A 16,220-nucleotide genomic window follows, 5' to 3' on the forward strand; every position below is an offset into this window, starting at 1 on the left:
GGAATTGGGGGTGAGCAGTAAAGAAAAGCGCAATGCCGGGGTATTATAAAATTCTTCCATCCCCTGTTCTCTCAAGGAGATTTCTCATGAAAAAGCGAGCACTCGTCGCTGCTCTATGCTGCCTCTCTACCGCCTCAACAACAGCTGTTGCTGCCCCAGTCGCTACGGCCCAGGCCGCAACCGCGAACAAGACAATGGCTGACCAATACCAGCCCACTTTCCCTGAACTACACACTCCATTCGGAACCAATGACGATAAAACTGTAGAAAAAGTTTACTTTTCTGGGGTTCCCGAGGGGACAACGCTAGAAAGGATTAACTCAGCACCCTTGTCCGACATGATGGAGGGGGGAAACAAGTTACTTATCGACGTCTTCTCATCATTTTTCTGGCTCCAGATCTTTCCGGAAAATAGAAGCTATGACAAAATTTTTGAGAAAACCATTGATCTTGCGGTGAACTATCCCGATGGATCAACTGAGGTCGTTACACATACTTTCACTATTAATCCAGCGGAAAGGCACCAATACCTTCCTGAAATCAAAAATAACCTCATTGAGGTAGGTCAGAACACCCGCCTGGAGGTTTCAGAAATTCCGTCCTCTGCCACGGTGTCCCTATTGCGGCCGCCCGAAGACTGGAATGTAAAACAGGAGGGAAATGCGTTTACTGTCACTCCTCCGGTCGAGGGAAACGGGGAGTTTGTCTACAAGGTAACTTTCTCTGACGGAACCTCTAAGATTGTCACCAGCGATGTGTGGGCAGAAAAAGCCCCCAAGAACATCGATAATCCTGTGCGCCCTGGAAACGACGATTTTAATCCGTCGTCCCCTGTAAATGATGATAAGCCTTCTTCCCCTGTGGCTAGTGGTGGTTCTTCTACTGCTGGGATTATCGCCGGTGTTATCGGCGCAGTACTCGCCATTGCATTGTCCATTGGCGGTGCAGCCTTCGCGGGCCTTATCCCCGGTCTCAAACTCCCCGTCTAAAAAGGGAAAATAGGAGCGCTCTCGATTGTGGGGCGCTCTTTTTCTTTGCTCGACGAACGTCATTCAGATGGGGAACGTGCAGGTAGTTCTACATTATCGGAAACATATGCTTTAGCATATGACGGAACATACGCTATGACATATTCCTAAACATATGTCCCGCCATATGACAAGACATATGACAGGACTAACGGGCACGCTGATTTACCGTTACGACTGCGCCGCTTTAGGCGTTTTTCAACGCGCGATACACCGTAGGACGGGTCACCCCAAACTCCCGCGCCAAGGCTGCTTTCGACTCCCCCGCCAGTGTGCGCCGCTTAATCTCCGCCACCTGCTGCGGGCTAAGAGCAGGCTTGCGACCTTTGTACTTGCCGGCCTTTTTCGCCAACGCAATCCCTTCCGCCTGGCGTTCCCGGATAATGGCCCGCTCAAACTCTGCAAACGAACCCAAAATACCCAGCATTAAATCCGCGCGCGGATCTGTAGTGTCTTTCGCAAAGACAAGATTCTCATGCAGGAAAGTAACAGTCACACCTTTGCCGGTAAGTTCATCTACAATACCGCGAAGATCTGTAAGCGATCGGGCGAGGCGGTCAATCGACGACACGACGAGTTCGTCCCCGTCGCCCACATACGCCATGCACTCGACAAGCCCAGGGCGGGCAGTCTTGGTGCGGCCGGAAATCTTATCTTCAAAGAACCGGTCAATACTTCCAGACGTATTGAGTAGTTCTTTCTGGCGCTGATTATGCTGCTCCACCGTGGAGACACGGATATAGCCCACCCGCTGCCCATGCGAACCAGAGTCATTGCCCATTAGTCTTCGCCCCGCGAAGGGTTAAAGGCAGCATTCTCTGGGCAATGACCACATCACGATACGACTCGATTGCATCCGAGAGGGCATAAAGCTGAACACCATCGAGACCATCAGCGTCAGCGAGCAAAGATTGCACAATCCTGCCCAACGCCTGCTGCCCCGACGACAACCCACCATGCAGATCTTTCACCCGCGCCAACGCGGGCACAGAGTCAATATGACTTTCAATATGGAAACCATCCGACGATAACACCACACTCACCACTTTCTGTAAACATAAGGCCTAGACCCCGCTAGAAACGTGTAAAACAATGCTAGGAACGGCCCTATTTTACAGTAAACATTCTGTCGCACACCGGCGTAACAATAGGGTGTACCCCAGAGCGCGAATCAGCATGGACCTATAAAGCGACTATCCTATACCGGTCTGGCCACCGGCGGTGATCGCCCGATAGAGGTAGCATCACCTGCCGCCGACTCGGATATAGGTCTCATCGACCCGCCAGGAACTGGCCTGGCAGTCAGGTACCTGCCGGTACCACCGTGTTTGCTTGTCCAGCTCAGGGGCGTATTTCTGGACCCAGCGGTAGATCGTGGTGTGATCGACCGGCACGCCCCGCTGAAGTCATCATTTCCTCCAGATCGCGGTAGCTCACCCCGTAGCGGCAGTACCACCGCACTGCCCATAGAATGATGTCACGGGGGAAATGACGACCGGAGAAGATACCCATGGCTGTGACTATTTCACGTCACTCTTCCTACTGCCCCAACTGTGCAACAGCACCAATAAACTGGCGCCCCGGTTATAAGTTGGGGCGCCAAGTCGATGTGCTCGAGTCGGGGGATGTTAGTGGCCGGTGCCAAGCCGGCCAGACAGGCGGTTCAGCCGGTCCTGACTGGGACCGTCGAGCCCGATAATGGACACGGTTTTGCCTCTGTCCTGGAACTTCTGCGTAATCGCGTCAAAGGTCGCGACCGTGGAGGCATCCCAGATCTCCGCCTCAGTGAGATCAATAGTGATATGACGGGCAGAATCGGTGTAATCAAAGCGATAAACCAGGTCATTGCTTGATGCCCAAAACAACTGGCCATGCACCCGGTAGGTACGAGTATCAATCTCGCCATCGCCGTCGCCGTCGATATCGGAGACCTTTTCAATGGAAACGATATGTGCCACCCGACGGGCGAACATGATCATCGCGGTGACCACACCCAGCACCACACCAATGGCCAGGTTGCTGGTGGCTAGGGTCGCAATAATCGTCACGGCCATAACAATGGTCTCAGAGACCGGCATGAGTTTAAGGGTGCGTGGATGCACCGAGTGCCAGTCGATGGTGCCGACCGAGACCATGATCATGATTGCCACCAGCGCAGCCATCGGGATCATGCCAACGATGTCGCCCAGTGCCAGGACCAGGACCAGCAGGAACACACCGGCTAACAGGGTGGATAGGCGGGTACGTGCCCCGGATTCGCGGACGTTGATCATGGTTTGACCGATCATCGCGCAGCCGCCCATGCCGCCGAAGAAACCGGAGGCAATATTAGCCACCCCCTGTCCCCAGGATTCGCGAGTTTTATCGGAATGAGTGTCGGTGATGTCATCGACGAGCTTGGCGGTCATCAACGATTCCATGAGACCGACCACGGCCATGGCCAGGGCATAAGGCGCGATGATCTGCAGGGTCTCCAACGTCCACGGCACGTTCGGAATAAACAGGGACGGTAAGGTCTCCGGCATCTTGCCCATGTCCGAGACCGTCGGGACAGTCAAACCGGCGGCAATGACCAAACCGGTGAGCACGATAATCGTGACCAGCGGGGCGGGGATCACACTGGTGAGCTTGGGGAAGAAAATCATGATCACCACACCCAAGCCGACGAGTGGGTAGACCATCCAAGGCACATCAATGAGGTGTTCGAGTTGGGCGGTGAAAATCATAATGCCCAGTGCATTGACGAAACCCAGCATCACCGATCGGGGGATAAAACGCTGAAGTTTCGCCACACCGAGGGCTCCGAGCACGATTTGTAGGACACCGCCCAACAAGACGGTGGCGATGAAATAATCCATCCCGTAACCACGCGCCACAGGAGCAATGACTAGGGCAATAGCCCCGGTGGCGCCGGTGGTCATTGCCGGGCGGCCACCGGTAAAGGCGATCGCAATGGCCATGACTACCGAGGAAAACAGACCCATGGCTGGGTCAACACCGGCAAGGATGGAAAAGGCAATGGCCTCAGGGATCAGCGCCAGGGATACCGCCAGTCCGGCCAGAATCTCTATACGGATACGGGCGGGGGAAGAAAATGCGTAACGGAAGGATGCGATGATCCCGGTAGGGGCATCAGCGCCGTCTGGACTCAGGAGGGGGCGGGGGGCCGCCGTGCTAGTTTCAGTCATAGATGTCCAATCTTTGAGGGGATAGGTAACTGGGCGAACGCCCGAAAGGAATCCAACCCTCTAGTAACTTTAGGTTTGGTGATGGTGGTCATGGTAGCGGGAGTTTTACTCAACCGCCAACCCAGGCACAGGAACCCGTGGGCAACATCACCGTGAAGGAGAACAGGCAATGCAAAACAGTAATTTCAAGATCGGCGAGGTCGTTGACCAGACTGGGTTGTCGATTCCCACCTTGCGTTATTATGACAACGTCGGCCTGATTACCCCATCGGGGCGTAGCCCTGGTGGGTTCAGGCTTTATAGTGAGGCTGATGTACGTCGTGTTTTGCTGGTGCGACGGATGAAACCGCTGGGGTTTACTCTGGATCAGATGCGAGAATTCCTGGAAGCTGCGGAGATTCTTCATAGTTCAGATGGCGGGCAGGACAGTGATCCCGCACAGCAGGCACGGAGTAATGCCAAGGCCACCCTTGCCGACATTCGTGAGGAGACGCGCACCCGCTACGAAAAGCTACGCAAGCAAATTGCCTACGCTGAGGAATTCCTCGATCTGGTCAACACCCTGGCACCCTAAAGTGCCCCCATCCTTCGCAGGGAGAAAGAGACCATCCGATTGAATGCGCTCTGTCGAGTCGCGTTCCAGATGAAGTGGACGAACGCCCGCGGCCTCTCCGGAGTGGATGGCGATAGTGCAGAGGACTTCTGAAATCCGTGCAGACGACTCCTCAAAACGACACAGTCATCCAAGGTCACATAATCGAAAATTGTCACTTAACCCGTTATTTTACCTACGCGGTGCTGTTGCAAAGTTGGGCCAGGGTCGAAAAGCCTACCCTCAAGACATTAGTTGTCCTTGCTCCGGGGTGCTTAAGCTGTCTCGAATATCCGGCTGACGATCACCGCGTCTGGGTTCGGGTGCCCGTAGGTAAACATCGTGCCCTGGCCCAACTTTGCAACAGCGCCGTCTAAAAGTATGTTCAGATCTCCTTGTTTAAGGATTGAAAACTGTAGTGTCTTGCTGTGGAGGCAGCAAGGTGGCGTATTGAGATGCCAAGTAAGTCCCGTCTTCCCACTTGGCTTTCAGCATCCTGGCGATACACATGACAGTGACATGGTGATCGCCTGCTCGGTGCAGAGATACCGCTTCTGATTGCGCACTGGCTCCGCTGACCCAAGTGTCCTCCACTAGCAGCACGTGCCGACCGGCGACTGCAGCAGGATCTATCACTGAAAAACGATCTGGGCTTATTGTGTGGGACGCGCCGGTGTTATCACCTGAAGATTCTAAAGCCGCTGGTGTGAGACGATTTCGGATATATGACCGAGAGCAGAATTGAGGGCACTAGCAAGTGCCCCACGGTCGCGTCCGGGACTGCGGTTGGTAGAGGGGACGTGAGTTATCACTTCTACCGGACTGACTGCTTGAGCAAGAGTTGGAAGATTATCTCGTAACGTGGTGTACCCTAACCGACTTAACTCAGTGTCCTAAATTGTTCATGACACGTGCAGTTTTATCAATCATGACCGCAACTTCGTGTTGCTCGTAAACATTTTGCATATTCCGGCCAAGGCTGACGTCTATCCACCCATTTGTGGCATGTTCTGACTTTGTCTCCGTTGCAGCTATGGCATCAATGATATTGCTTTGGTCTTTCCAACGGGCATCATTCAAAATGTAGACCACGGCCTTGTCCCAGGCCTGCTCAAAGCTTGGCTCCCTACCGTAGAAGAACGTTGTCTTTAAAGTCGGCGAATATACGCGAAATTCAAACATGTACCTTATTGTAAAAGTGGGGTGTACCACACTGGTACACCCTCTGCCTTAATCAAGAGGTGACGGCATTTATCATATGGATATTCCGTTGAATTTCTGGATCACAATCAAGCACAAATAGATCCCAGAGGGAACCCTCTGCCATCGCTCGACACATTAACGGCTTTTACATGACTGGTAAATTCCCTAGGTACTGTCTCTTCACCTAATGCCAAATCACGCCATAGCCGAGAGACACCAGCCCCTTCCATCGCGGGTTCGTCAACGTCTTTAGCCACACATGAAAGGCTATACAAACCCCATTCAGATTCATCAAATGGGTAAGTTCCAAAGTCTCGCATATCCCTACGGAAATCTTGCATCATGACTTCGCGAATTACTTCGTCTCCCCCATGTGTAATTTCGTCAGTTACATAGAGTATCTCTGTGATATCTCGAGCCTTATCCACCCTTTTTAAATACTGCTTATGGAATTGTTCAAGGTCAGACTCTCGAGCGAGGAAGTAAGTTGTAAAAAGAAGAGTTTCGCCCAACATATTAAATCGGATCACCGTTTACAGTGAAAGCTCCAGAATTTGTATACCTAGGCTGAGGGTAGCAGTGTCTTTTATGCACATTGTCTCCGAATAAGTTCGTGTACAAATCCGCATCTTTCTCCGCCTTTGATGGAAGTGCGCAATTTACTACCGCCAATCTTCCCGCCATCGCTGTTGGCAGGAGGTCGAGAATGTAACTCCACTGTAGCGGAGAAGTGTACGCATATTTACATTTATCATAGCCGTACGAAACCCTATTCCTTACGGGTAGTGTAAAGTTATGCACTCAAGTGAGCCTTCCATAGGTAAATATCATTACCCTGAATACTCAGAGTTTGATCAACGTCGAATTGAAGCCAATAACGCGATAGTCGGACTTCTGGCAGGATCACGGCTCGCAACAAATGCCCTCCAGCTTTCCCAAGGGTCACAGGTTCCCTTATCTGAAATGTTTCCAGCAGTAACGCATGTCGAGCGGTTCAATCTTGTCGTAGAGGATGCACGAAACATCCTTTTAGATGCAGAAAGGCATCTAGCTAATCTAGCGATTCCTTATGCACAATCTCTACAAGAAGATCATCTCCAAAGAACCATTAAGGTTCTACAGGATCACGGACTGGACCTTTCTCATCCTGAAGGCGCGCCAACTAACAGGCTCAACGCTTCCAACCTCCATGAGATTTTTTTCCACACCTGTGATGTGCACGTAGGGAGAGCTACCAGCGATGTAGACTCACGATCTTCAATGCTAGAAATTTTCCATCTTCTCAGGAGAATAAGAAACGCAAACACCCACAGTGGCGGACGAGTCAGCTCATCAATCCAAAATGATATGGATTCGCTCAGTGAGGACGCCCTTTCTCATTGGAAAAAAATAAACCAAGGGAAAACCCCTCAGGATATCCAAGGGAATGACGGAAAAATCTCCCTCACTGCGGAACATATATTCACTGAATTCAGCGTCATTAAACAGTTAGGAAGATTAGCTCAAAGATCCTTTATTGAAGTCATGCCCGAAGAGTACTTCGCAAAAGTATCTATAGAACACTTTGTTCGCTCCACAAGCAAACAAAAGAACAGCGACGGATGGAAGAGAAGCCTCGAGCGGCTAACGAAAAGACTTTTCCCCAAAGGATTAAATCAACTGGAAACAGTTGCTCGCGAAGAAGGCCACTGGACTAGAGCCCAGTGGTAGATATGAAAAAAGGGCGCTTTACCGTTAAGCTACACCCCGTAAGGGGGCTGGGAATCGAACCCAGATCTCCTTTTTCCGTGAAAGCTCCCGGACATGAACCGGCTGGAGTCTCTATCTCTAGCTTCCTTTGATCTAAACAATACCTTAAACAAGCGAACAGTTCAATTCACCCCACAGACAGCAACATTTGCAACCAGTGGATTCAAAGGAAGGAGTACTCCTAGAACACCTTACTGCCAAAACAGGCAAGAGAGCTGTGTATTGTTTACGGCCTTAACCGCACTGCCCTAGTCACCATCTCCTCCAGCGCTTCCGGTGACACCGGACATAGACTCGTCGCCTCCAAACCCACATTCACATTCTTGCGCCGAATCGCCACATCCGAATGCGTAAGCCTATGCATCGTGCACTCAAACCCCTCACGGACGGCCCACCGAGCCAGATTGTCCGTCTGATGCGGATCAACCCACGAAGTGCTGTGTCTGCCTGTTTGTCAGAGGCCCAAGTCTGCACCAGCATAAAGATAAGACCCGCGATTATGGGCGCAAGGAGCGTCGTCCCAGGGTCGACGCACCATCGTCGAAATTTTGACGAGAGTTTTCCCTTTTAAGCGGAGCCACGTCGAAATGCTCTGGAGAGGTGCTGTTTGTTCTTTTTGGGAAAGGTCTCTTAGTGCGTTTTCTTGCTAGGTGTATTTTTGCCGTAGCCCATTCATAAAGAATATGTCTAATGTTGGGGTTAAGCACGCGTTGTCGTTGGTCGGAGGCTAAGGGGAGGGGGGAAGGAATGGCTGGCATTGTGCATGAAGCCCAGGACACGCACCTGTGTGCCTTGTTTATTGGGGCGCACGGGGATACTGGAGACTACGAGTACGCACTAGACACCGCCAACAGTGCCGCCAAGCACCTGCAGGTAATACAAGCGGAGTTGTCTGCTACTTCCCCACTGGCCCGCGACGCCGGCATACTCGCTAAGTTTGTGCGCGCAGCACAAAGAAATCTGTCTCAACAACGGCCCGCAGATATTCCTGAAGAGCTTCTGGACTTAGCCACCAGACTCAAATTGTCGCTGGAAGGAGCAGATATGCAACAACCCCCGCCTCCCTGCATGTCATGCATGCTGGTGGAAGCGGGGGTTGCGTACTAAAGAAACGATTTAGTTGGCTCGGCCGGTTTCCTTGCGGTACTTGCGGTAGTAGCGGCGGCCGTAGTGGACGGTGCCGAAGGCGGCGATGGCCACAACCACCAGGGAGATAATGCCGATGATGATGGTCAGGGAGTAGTTGCCCTCACCGGCAGTGCCGATGGGGTTGTCCCACACGCCAAGGCCCCAGATGAGGATGCCGGCGGCCGGGAGGCAAGACAGGATTAGACCCATGCCCACCCAGGTGGAGGTGCGCAGAAGGGAAGAGTGAGGAGCACCGAAGGATACTGGATCGTAGCCCTCAATGTAGGTGTCCTGAATCTTGCCGGAGAACTCCGGGTAGGTCTCGCTGGCGTAGTCAGCGACTGCGTGGGTGTTATCGCTCATGGCGGAGTCTTTCTGTCTTTCTCTCGTTCCTAGTATTCCTACGGAATAACCTTAGCTTAGTCGTCCTTGCCACGGAAAGCAGCACGTGCACGTTCGCGGGTAACCGCAGAAACTGCAGTCAGCGGAACGCCGGCCGGGCAGACATCGGCGCACTCACCGTAGAGGGAGCAGTGGCCAAAGTTGGCTTCCAGATCGTCGACCATGTTGCGGGCACGGCGGCCACGCTCTTCCTTGCCCAGCGGCATGAGGGAGAGGTGTACCAGCTTCGCACCAGTAAACAGGTGGGCCGCACCGTTCGGGCAGGCAGCAACGCAGGCACCGCAGCCAATGCAGGCAGCGTGGTCCAGCGAGTACTCGGCGGTCTCGTGGTTGATGTGCATGGTATCCGCATCCGGAGCGGTACCAGCATCCATGGAGACGTAGCCGCCCTGTTCCATGACGTGATCCAGAGCCGCGCGGTCTACGACCATGTCCTTGATGACCGGGTAGGCAGCGGAACGGAATGGCTCCAGCTTGACGGTCTGGCCATCGGTGAAGTTGAACAGGCGCTGCTGGCAGGCAGGGGTGTTCTGGCCTGGGCCGTGCGGGCGGCCGTTGACGGTCAAACCACAGGTACCGCAGATGCCCTCACGGCAGTCGGAAGCGAAGGCGAAGGGCTCTTCGCCGCGCTCAATGTAGCCCTCGTTGACGTGGTCCAGCAGCTCCAGGATGGACATCTGCTCAGAGGCGTCATCCACCTGGACGGTCTCGAAGTGGCCTTCTTGGGTCGGTCCGGCTTGACGCCAGATCTCAAGTGTCAGTTTCATTACTTGTAGTTCCTTGTCATCAGCGGGATCGAATCAAAGTACAGCGGCTCGGCGTGGCGGATGAACTCGTTCTTATTTGCGCCCGGCTCCCATGCGGAAACGAAGCACCAGTTCTCATCGTCGCGTTCTGCCTCGCCGTCCTCGGTGAGGTGGTCCTCGCGGAAGTGAGCACCACAGGACTCATCGCGGTCCAGAGCGTCAACACACATGAGCTCGCCCAAGTCCAGGTAGTCGGCAACGCGCAGGCCGTACTCCAGCACCTGGTTCATGTCGTTGGACTCACCCGGAATGCGGACGTTAGCCCAGAAGTCCTCGCGCAGCTCGCGGATCTTGGTGATCGCGGTCTTGAGGTCCTCGACGTTACGGGAGACGCCGCAGCCGTGGTAGAGGATATCGCCCAGCTGGCGGTGGTAGTAGGACGGACCGTGCGGGTTCTCACCGCGCACGCCCATGAGGCGGTCGATGCGCTCCTGGGACTGCGCCAGGGTTGCCTGTGCCTCTGGGGAATCCTCGGCCAGCTTCTCCTCGTTGAGGTGGTCAGCCAAGTAGTTCGGGATGGTAAACGGCAGGGTGAACCAGCCGTCGACGGAAGCCGAAAGCAGGGAGTTAGCACCCAGGCGGTTAGCACCGTGGTAGGTCCAGGAGCACTCACCGGCGGCAAAGAGGCCGTCGATGGAGGTCATCTCATTGAAGTCGGTCCACAGGCCACCCATGGTGAAGTGGCAGGTCGGGGCGATGCGCATCGGGGTCTCATAAGCAGACTCGCCGATAGCCTCTTCGTACATCTCGATGAGGTTGGAGTAGCGCTCGCGGATCTTGTCCTTGCCCAGGCGCTCGATGGCGTCGCGGAAGTCCAGGTACACCGAGTTGTGCAGCGGGCCAACGCCTAGGCCGGCGTTGATCTGCTGGGAGATGGCACGGGAAGCAACGTCGCGCGGAACCAGGTTGCCGAATGCCGGGTAGCGGCGCTCCAAGAAGTAGTCGCGCTCTTCTTCCGGAATGGTATTCGGGTCGCGGTCGTCGCCCTCCTTCTTCGGGGACCAAATGCGGCCGTCGTTACGCAGGGACTCCGACATCAAGATGGTCTTGGACTGCCAATCGGAGTTGACCGGCAGGCCCGTCGGGTGGAACTGCACGAAGGCCGGGGAGGCCAGGTAGGCACCGCTGTCATACGCACGCATCATGGCGCTGGCATTGGAGTTCTTAGCCAGGGTGGACATGTGGTAGACGTTGCCGTAGCCGCCGGTACCCAGCACGACTGCATGGCCGGTGAAGGCCTTGAGCTCACCGGTGATCAGGTTGCGGGTAACGATGCCGCCAGCGCGCTTCTTGCCATTGTCGTTGTAGACGATGATGTCCTGCAGGTCATTGTGGGCAAAGAGCTCCACATTGCCCAAACCAATCTGGCGGTAGAGCGCAGAGGTGGTGGACAGCTGCAGCTGCTGACCTGTTTGGCCACGGGTGTAGTAGGTACGGGAGACCTGCACACCACCGAAGGAACGGGTAGCCAGGGTGCCGCCGTACTCGCGAGCGAACGGGGCGCCGATGGCGTTCATGTGGTCAATAACGCGAACGGACTCGTTTGCCAGGCGCCAGCAGTCGGACTCACGGCAGCGGTAGTCGCCGCCCTTAACGGTGTCCTTGGTGTGGCGGTAGGCGGAGTCATTGTCCACCTTCTTGGCACGGGAGGCGTTGACGCCACCCTGCGCGGCAATGGAGTGCGCGCGGCGCGGGGAGTCGTGGTAGGTGAATACCTTTACCTTGTAGCCCAGCTCGCCCAGTGCGGCCGCAGCGGCGCCGGCGGATAGGCCGGTACCGACAACGAGGACCTCAAACTTGCGGCGGTTCAGTGGGGAAACCAGCTGCATGTGGTCCTTTTGGTGGGACCACATGTCCTTCATTGGCACGCCGTGCGGCTCGTGGGATTCCAGAATGTTGCCGGCGGATACGCCCGGAACGATGGACTGTGGGTGCGAGAACTTGGGGTGCTCGCGCTTGAGTTCAGTATTAGTCATGGGTTTCTAACTCCTTTAGCTGACCAAGCCCAGGGCAACGGACAAAGGCATAACGATGTTGCCGATGCAAACAACGGCCGGGATGACGTACGCCAAGATCAGGAAGGTCTGACGCCACTTCGCACCGGTGATACCCAGGTCAGAGGCGGCAAGGCGAATGCCGTGGGTGAGGTGCAGGAACAGGAAGCACATGGCGATCACGTACACGATGGTGACCGGCCAGCGACTGAAGGTAGCAATCATGTTGGCCTTCACCGCACCCTCTGCGAAGTCACCTGGGGCGATGGGCTGTACACCCATAGTCAGGTCCAGCAGGTGGAAGATGATGAACAGCAGCAAAACCAGGCCGGAGACCAGCATGGTCTTGGTGGCGAAGGAATCTAGGCCACCCATAAGGTTGCTGCGGCTGAACTTGCCGCGGGATGCCTTGGAGCGGGCAGTCAAAGCGATCGCACCGTAGATGTGGGCAAGGATGGCAACCAGCAGGACGGCGCGGATGATCCACAATGCGCCCTCATGCGGGAACAACGGCTCGCCCATGGAGCGCAGGAATGCACCGTATTCATCTAGTGCTTCTTCGCCGCCGTTCGCCGGCAAGTACAACTTCAGGTTGCCGGCCATGTGGCCAACAACGAAGAGGGCGAAGAGCAGGCCAGTGACGGCCATGATGAGCTTCAGAACCCAGGAGGGCACTCCCGGCTTCTGGCGGATTGGTTCGTTAGTAATGTGGCCGTGAGTTACTGCCTCACGGTCCGGATTTCTTAAAGTCATGACACCTCCATTGTCGCCCTCACTTTAACTGGGCTTAACCGCTGGTTACTAGTCAATTCCTGCGGCGTTTCACCTAACGGTACGGCGGTACGGTTAAAGTCATAATTCTTTTAGGTAAGGGTTGCCTTAGAAGCCTTGGGGCAAAACGTCACTACCTTGGCTGCTCGGAATTCCGCAATATTGACGTTGCGTAAATTGTTTCCCACATGTGAACTTGGTCACCCAGTGTTACAGGAGTGATCCTCTCACCCCTTTATGTGTCAAACTTTCGCATGAAACCCACATGTAGCCCACAGGCGGGTGAACATTCTTCACAAGATCTTTGCGATTAAGGTGCACACCCGCAGGCCAGCCAGTAACCTTGCCGGCATGAGTAAGACGTATGTGGGATCTCGCCTTCGCCAGCTTCGCCGTGAGCGCGATCTCAGTCAGGCCTCCCTTGCTGCGACGCTGGGGCTCTCCGCCAGCTACGTCAATCAGATCGAGCACGACGTCCGGCCGCTCACCGTCCCGGTGCTCCTGCGCATCACGGAGGTCTTCGGCGTCGATGCCACCTTCTTCTCCCGTGATGACGACTCCCGCCTTCTTGCCGAGATCCAGGACGTCATCCAGGACAAGGAGCTCTGCCCCTCCCCTGTCGAGCTGCAGGAGCTCTCCGAGCTGGTCTATAACCACCCCACCGTGGCTCGCACACTGGTAGACGTCCACCGCCGCTACCGCAATGTGCGCGATAAGCTTTCGCTGGCCACCGATGCCCGCCGCACCACCGAGGCCACCCAGGCCCTATCCATGCCGCACGACGAGGTGCGCGACTTCTTCTACGCTCGCCAGAACTACTTGGACAACCTGGACCACCATGCAGAGCAGCTTGCCGACGCCCTATCGGTCACCCACTTCGGCATTCGCGACACCGAACATGCCCTGGCCCAGCACCTGCGCGATCGCCACAACGTGGACATCCGCATAACCTCACAGATGGACGGCACGCTGCACAGCTTTGACCGCGAGACCGGCGAGTTCCGGCTCGCGTCGCGCCTGAGCGAAGGCCAGCGCGCCTTCCGCATGGCCGCGGAGCTGAGCTTCCTCGAGGCCGGGGACGACATCGCTTCCCTAGTAGAGGAGGAGCCGTTTACCTCGGACGCCTCGCGCAACCTCGCACGGCGCGGCTTGGCCAGCTACTTCGCCGCCGCCACCGTGATGCCCTATGCACTGATGCATTCCGAAGCCGAGCGCTCCGGCTACGACGTGGAATACCTCTGCCAGGTCTTCGGCGTGGGCTATGAATCCGTAGCTTCCCGCCTATCCACCCTGCAGCGCGATAACCTCCGCGGCATTCCTTTTACTTTTGTCCGCGTCGACCGCGCAGGCAATATGTCCAAGCGCCAATCCGCCACCGGCGTGCACTTTTCCAATAACGGCGGCACCTGCCCGCTGTGGAATGTCTACGAGACCTTCACCCAGCCCGGCATTATCTCCCGCCAGCTGGCCCAAATGCCCGATGGCCGCAACTACCTGTGGATTTCGCGCGCGGTCCAGCACCACCAGGGGCGTTTTGGCGATACCGATAAGCTCTTTGCCATCGGCCTAGGCTGCGAGGCCCGCCACGCCGACCGCACCGTCTACGCCGAGGGCCTCGATCTCTCAGATCTCTCCACTGCCACCCCCATCGGCTCCGGCTGCCGCACGTGCCCGCGCGAGAACTGCGCGCAGCGCGCCTTCCCACCGATCAACGAGGTCATCAACGTCGATGCCCACCGCTCCGCCGTGGCACCGTACTAACGCGCTGCCGCCCAGGTGGAACGCACATAAAAAAGCGGCACCGCGGTCCGCCTCCCTCCCACGAGGGAGCGAACGGTGCGGTGCCGCTGGCGTCGCGCTCAAAGGCGACGTCGGCAAGCAGCTCTGCTTAGAGGTTAATCATGTGCCCGCCGATGCCCTCGGCAGCTTCCTTCATGGCCTCAGAGAGGGTCGGGTGGGTGTGAACGTTGCGGCCGATTTCCTCAGCGGTGAGGTCGAAGCGCTGCGCCAGGGTCAGCTCCGGCAGCAGCTCGGATACGTTGGAGCCCACCATGTGGCCGCCGATGAGCTCGCCGTACTCGCCGTCCGCGATGAGCTTGACAAAGCCCGCGGTCTCATTGAGGCCGGCAGCCTTGCCGTTAGCGGAGAACGGGAAGGTAGCGACCTTGATGTCGCGGTCCGCGAACTTTTCCTTGGCAGCCTCTTCGGTGTAGCCGAAGGAAGCGACCTGCGGGTTGCAGAAGGTAGCGCGCGGCATATTCATGTAGTCACCCAACAGCTGGGTCTCCACTCCGGCGATGGTCTCTGCGGCGACAACGCCCTGGGCCTCAGCAACGTGGGCGAGCTGCAGCTTCGCGGTGACGTCACCGATGGCGTAGATGTGGTCGACGTTGGTGCGCATGGTGTCATCGATGGCAATGGCGCCGCGCTCGGTGAGCTCAACGCCGGTGTTCTCCAGGCCGAAGCCCTCGGTGCGCGGTGCAAAGCCGATGGAGATCATGGCGCGGTCCACGGTGAGGGTGTCCTGCTTGGAGCCGTCCTTGGACTCAACCTCAACGGTGACGTTATCGCCATTGTCCTTCACGGAGGTGGTCTTGTAGCCGGTCAGCAGCTTGACGCCGAGCTTCTTATACTCCTTGGCAATGGCCTTGGAGACGTCCTTGTCCTCGTTCGGCAGGACGCGGTCCATGAACTCCACGATGGTGACGTCCACGCCATAGTTGGACAGAACATAAGCGAATTCCATTCCGATGGCGCCGGCGCCGACGATGACCATGGACTTCGGGGCCTCATCGTTGAGGATCTGCTCCTCGTAGGAGACGATGTTGCCGCCGAGTTCTACGCCCGGCAGGGACTTGACCACGGAGCCGGTAGCGATGATGCAGTCATCGAAGGTGACGGTCTTGCCCTTGTCGTCACCATCGGTGATTTCGATGGTCTTATCGTCCTTGAAGGAGCCAAGGCCGTTGATCTCGGTGATCTTGTTCTTCTTCATCAGGTAATGGACACCCTTGACGATGCCCGCGGAAACCTTGCGGGAACGCTTGTGGGCAACACCGAAGTCGAAGGAGACATCGCCGGAAATGCCGAAGTCCTTGGCCTCGTGGTTGAAGGTATGGGCAACCTCAGCGTTCTTCAGCAGCGCCTTGGAAGGGATGCAGCCTACGTTGAGGCAGACACCGCCCCAGTACTGCTTCTCGATTACGGCAACTTTCTTACCAAGCTGAGCTGCACGGATGGCGGCCACGTAGCCGCCAGGGCCCGCGCCGAGTACTACTACGTCATAATGTTCATTAGTCACGCCCTTTAGGATACGTAACTTTCCCCTCCATGTCGCGCATTGGGTCACACTCTTGTGC

At 56.1% G+C, this 16,220-nt stretch carries 14 protein-coding genes and 2 pseudogenes; 5 read left to right on the forward strand and 11 right to left on the reverse strand.

Going from position 1 to position 16,220, the window contains the following annotated elements; all coding sequences use genetic code 11:
- Window positions 1-86 precede the first annotated feature (86 nt).
- Window positions 87-989 (forward strand): hypothetical protein, encoded by a 903-nt coding sequence (locus MHK00_RS06700; protein WP_250410924.1) that lies wholly within the window; start codon window positions 87-89, stop codon window positions 987-989.
- A gap of 226 nt (window positions 990-1,215) precedes the next feature.
- Here MHK00_RS06700 and MHK00_RS06705 read toward each other — a convergent pair whose 3' ends face one another.
- The 3 genes and pseudogenes from MHK00_RS06705 to MHK00_RS06715 all read right to left on the reverse strand — a co-directional run bounded on the left by MHK00_RS06705 (window position 1,216) and on the right by MHK00_RS06715 (window position 4,216).
- A complete protein-coding gene (locus MHK00_RS06705; protein ID WP_250410925.1) occupies window positions 1,216-1,809 on the reverse strand; it encodes a recombinase family protein in 594 nt (197 codons plus the stop codon).
- A 466-nt stretch (window positions 1,810-2,275) separates the two neighbouring features.
- Window positions 2,276-2,540 (reverse strand): annotated as a pseudogene (locus tag MHK00_RS06710) (transposase domain-containing protein); the annotation flags it as partial.
- Between the two features lie 116 nt (window positions 2,541-2,656).
- Window positions 2,657-4,216, reverse strand: a complete 1,560-nt coding sequence (locus MHK00_RS06715) for a SulP family inorganic anion transporter (protein ID WP_250410926.1) — start codon at window positions 4,214-4,216, stop codon at window positions 2,657-2,659.
- Between the two features lie 169 nt (window positions 4,217-4,385).
- Between MHK00_RS06715 and MHK00_RS06720 the strand changes: the two genes are divergently transcribed.
- Window positions 4,386-4,790: a MerR family transcriptional regulator gene (locus MHK00_RS06720; protein WP_005531126.1), complete on the forward strand. Its 405-nt coding sequence runs from the start codon at window positions 4,386-4,388 to the stop codon at window positions 4,788-4,790.
- Between the two features lie 293 nt (window positions 4,791-5,083).
- Here MHK00_RS06720 and MHK00_RS06725 read toward each other — a convergent pair.
- The 3 genes and pseudogenes from MHK00_RS06725 to MHK00_RS06735 form a co-directional block, all read right to left on the reverse strand.
- Window positions 5,084-5,161: pseudogene (locus MHK00_RS06725) on the reverse strand (IS6 family transposase); the annotation flags it as partial.
- A 532-nt stretch (window positions 5,162-5,693) separates the two neighbouring features.
- Window positions 5,694-5,990 (reverse strand): hypothetical protein, encoded by a 297-nt coding sequence (locus tag MHK00_RS06730; protein ID WP_005531125.1) that lies wholly within the window; start codon window positions 5,988-5,990, stop codon window positions 5,694-5,696.
- A gap of 107 nt (window positions 5,991-6,097) precedes the next feature.
- Complete coding sequence (locus MHK00_RS06735; protein WP_204610393.1) at window positions 6,098-6,541, reverse strand: hypothetical protein; 444 nt, start codon at window positions 6,539-6,541, stop codon at window positions 6,098-6,100.
- 265 nt (window positions 6,542-6,806) lie between these two features.
- Here MHK00_RS06735 and MHK00_RS06740 point away from each other — a divergent pair, with 265 nt between their 5' ends.
- Both MHK00_RS06740 and MHK00_RS06745 read left to right on the forward strand, forming a co-directional pair.
- Entirely contained in the window at window positions 6,807-7,721 is a 915-nt protein-coding gene (locus MHK00_RS06740) for a hypothetical protein (RefSeq protein ID WP_239230179.1), read from the forward strand.
- A 786-nt stretch (window positions 7,722-8,507) separates the two neighbouring features.
- Window positions 8,508-8,867 (forward strand): hypothetical protein, encoded by a 360-nt coding sequence (locus tag MHK00_RS06745; protein ID WP_250410927.1) that lies wholly within the window; start codon window positions 8,508-8,510, stop codon window positions 8,865-8,867.
- A gap of 9 nt (window positions 8,868-8,876) precedes the next feature.
- Here the strand turns inward: MHK00_RS06745 and MHK00_RS06750 are convergent, their stop codons facing one another.
- From MHK00_RS06750 to MHK00_RS06765, 4 genes are read right to left on the reverse strand one after another with little or no spacing between them, the layout of a single operon-like run.
- Window positions 8,877-9,251 carry a hypothetical protein gene (locus tag MHK00_RS06750; protein WP_250410928.1) on the reverse strand — a complete coding sequence of 125 codons (375 nt, stop codon included), beginning with the start codon at window positions 9,249-9,251 and terminating at the stop codon, window positions 8,877-8,879.
- A gap of 56 nt (window positions 9,252-9,307) precedes the next feature.
- Window positions 9,308-10,057, reverse strand: coding sequence for a succinate dehydrogenase/fumarate reductase iron-sulfur subunit (locus MHK00_RS06755; protein WP_150851429.1), 750 nt, complete (start codon window positions 10,055-10,057; stop codon window positions 9,308-9,310).
- On the reverse strand, window positions 10,057-12,072 hold the full coding sequence (locus MHK00_RS06760) for a fumarate reductase/succinate dehydrogenase flavoprotein subunit (protein ID WP_005323075.1): 2,016 nt from the start codon (window positions 12,070-12,072) through the stop codon (window positions 10,057-10,059). Before MHK00_RS06760 ends, MHK00_RS06755 begins: the two co-directional genes overlap by 1 nt.
- Before the next feature lie 15 nt (window positions 12,073-12,087).
- Window positions 12,088-12,843: a succinate dehydrogenase cytochrome b subunit gene (locus tag MHK00_RS06765; protein ID WP_005327183.1), complete on the reverse strand. Its 756-nt coding sequence runs from the start codon at window positions 12,841-12,843 to the stop codon at window positions 12,088-12,090.
- 369 nt (window positions 12,844-13,212) lie between these two features.
- Between MHK00_RS06765 and ramB the strand changes: the two genes are divergently transcribed.
- Entirely contained in the window at window positions 13,213-14,622 is a 1,410-nt protein-coding gene (ramB, locus tag MHK00_RS06770; protein ID WP_250410929.1) for an acetate metabolism transcriptional regulator RamB, read from the forward strand.
- A 127-nt stretch (window positions 14,623-14,749) separates the two neighbouring features.
- On the opposite strand, the gene lpdA is transcribed toward ramB, so the two are convergent.
- The gene (gene lpdA, locus MHK00_RS06775; RefSeq protein ID WP_005327177.1) at window positions 14,750-16,162 is read right to left on the reverse strand and encodes a dihydrolipoyl dehydrogenase; all 1,413 of its coding nucleotides are present in this window, start codon (window positions 16,160-16,162) and stop codon (window positions 14,750-14,752) included.
- Window positions 16,163-16,220 lie beyond the last annotated feature (58 nt).

The organism is Corynebacterium tuberculostearicum, assembly GCF_022347385.1.
GTDB lineage: Bacteria > Actinomycetota > Actinomycetes > Mycobacteriales > Mycobacteriaceae > Corynebacterium > Corynebacterium tuberculostearicum_M.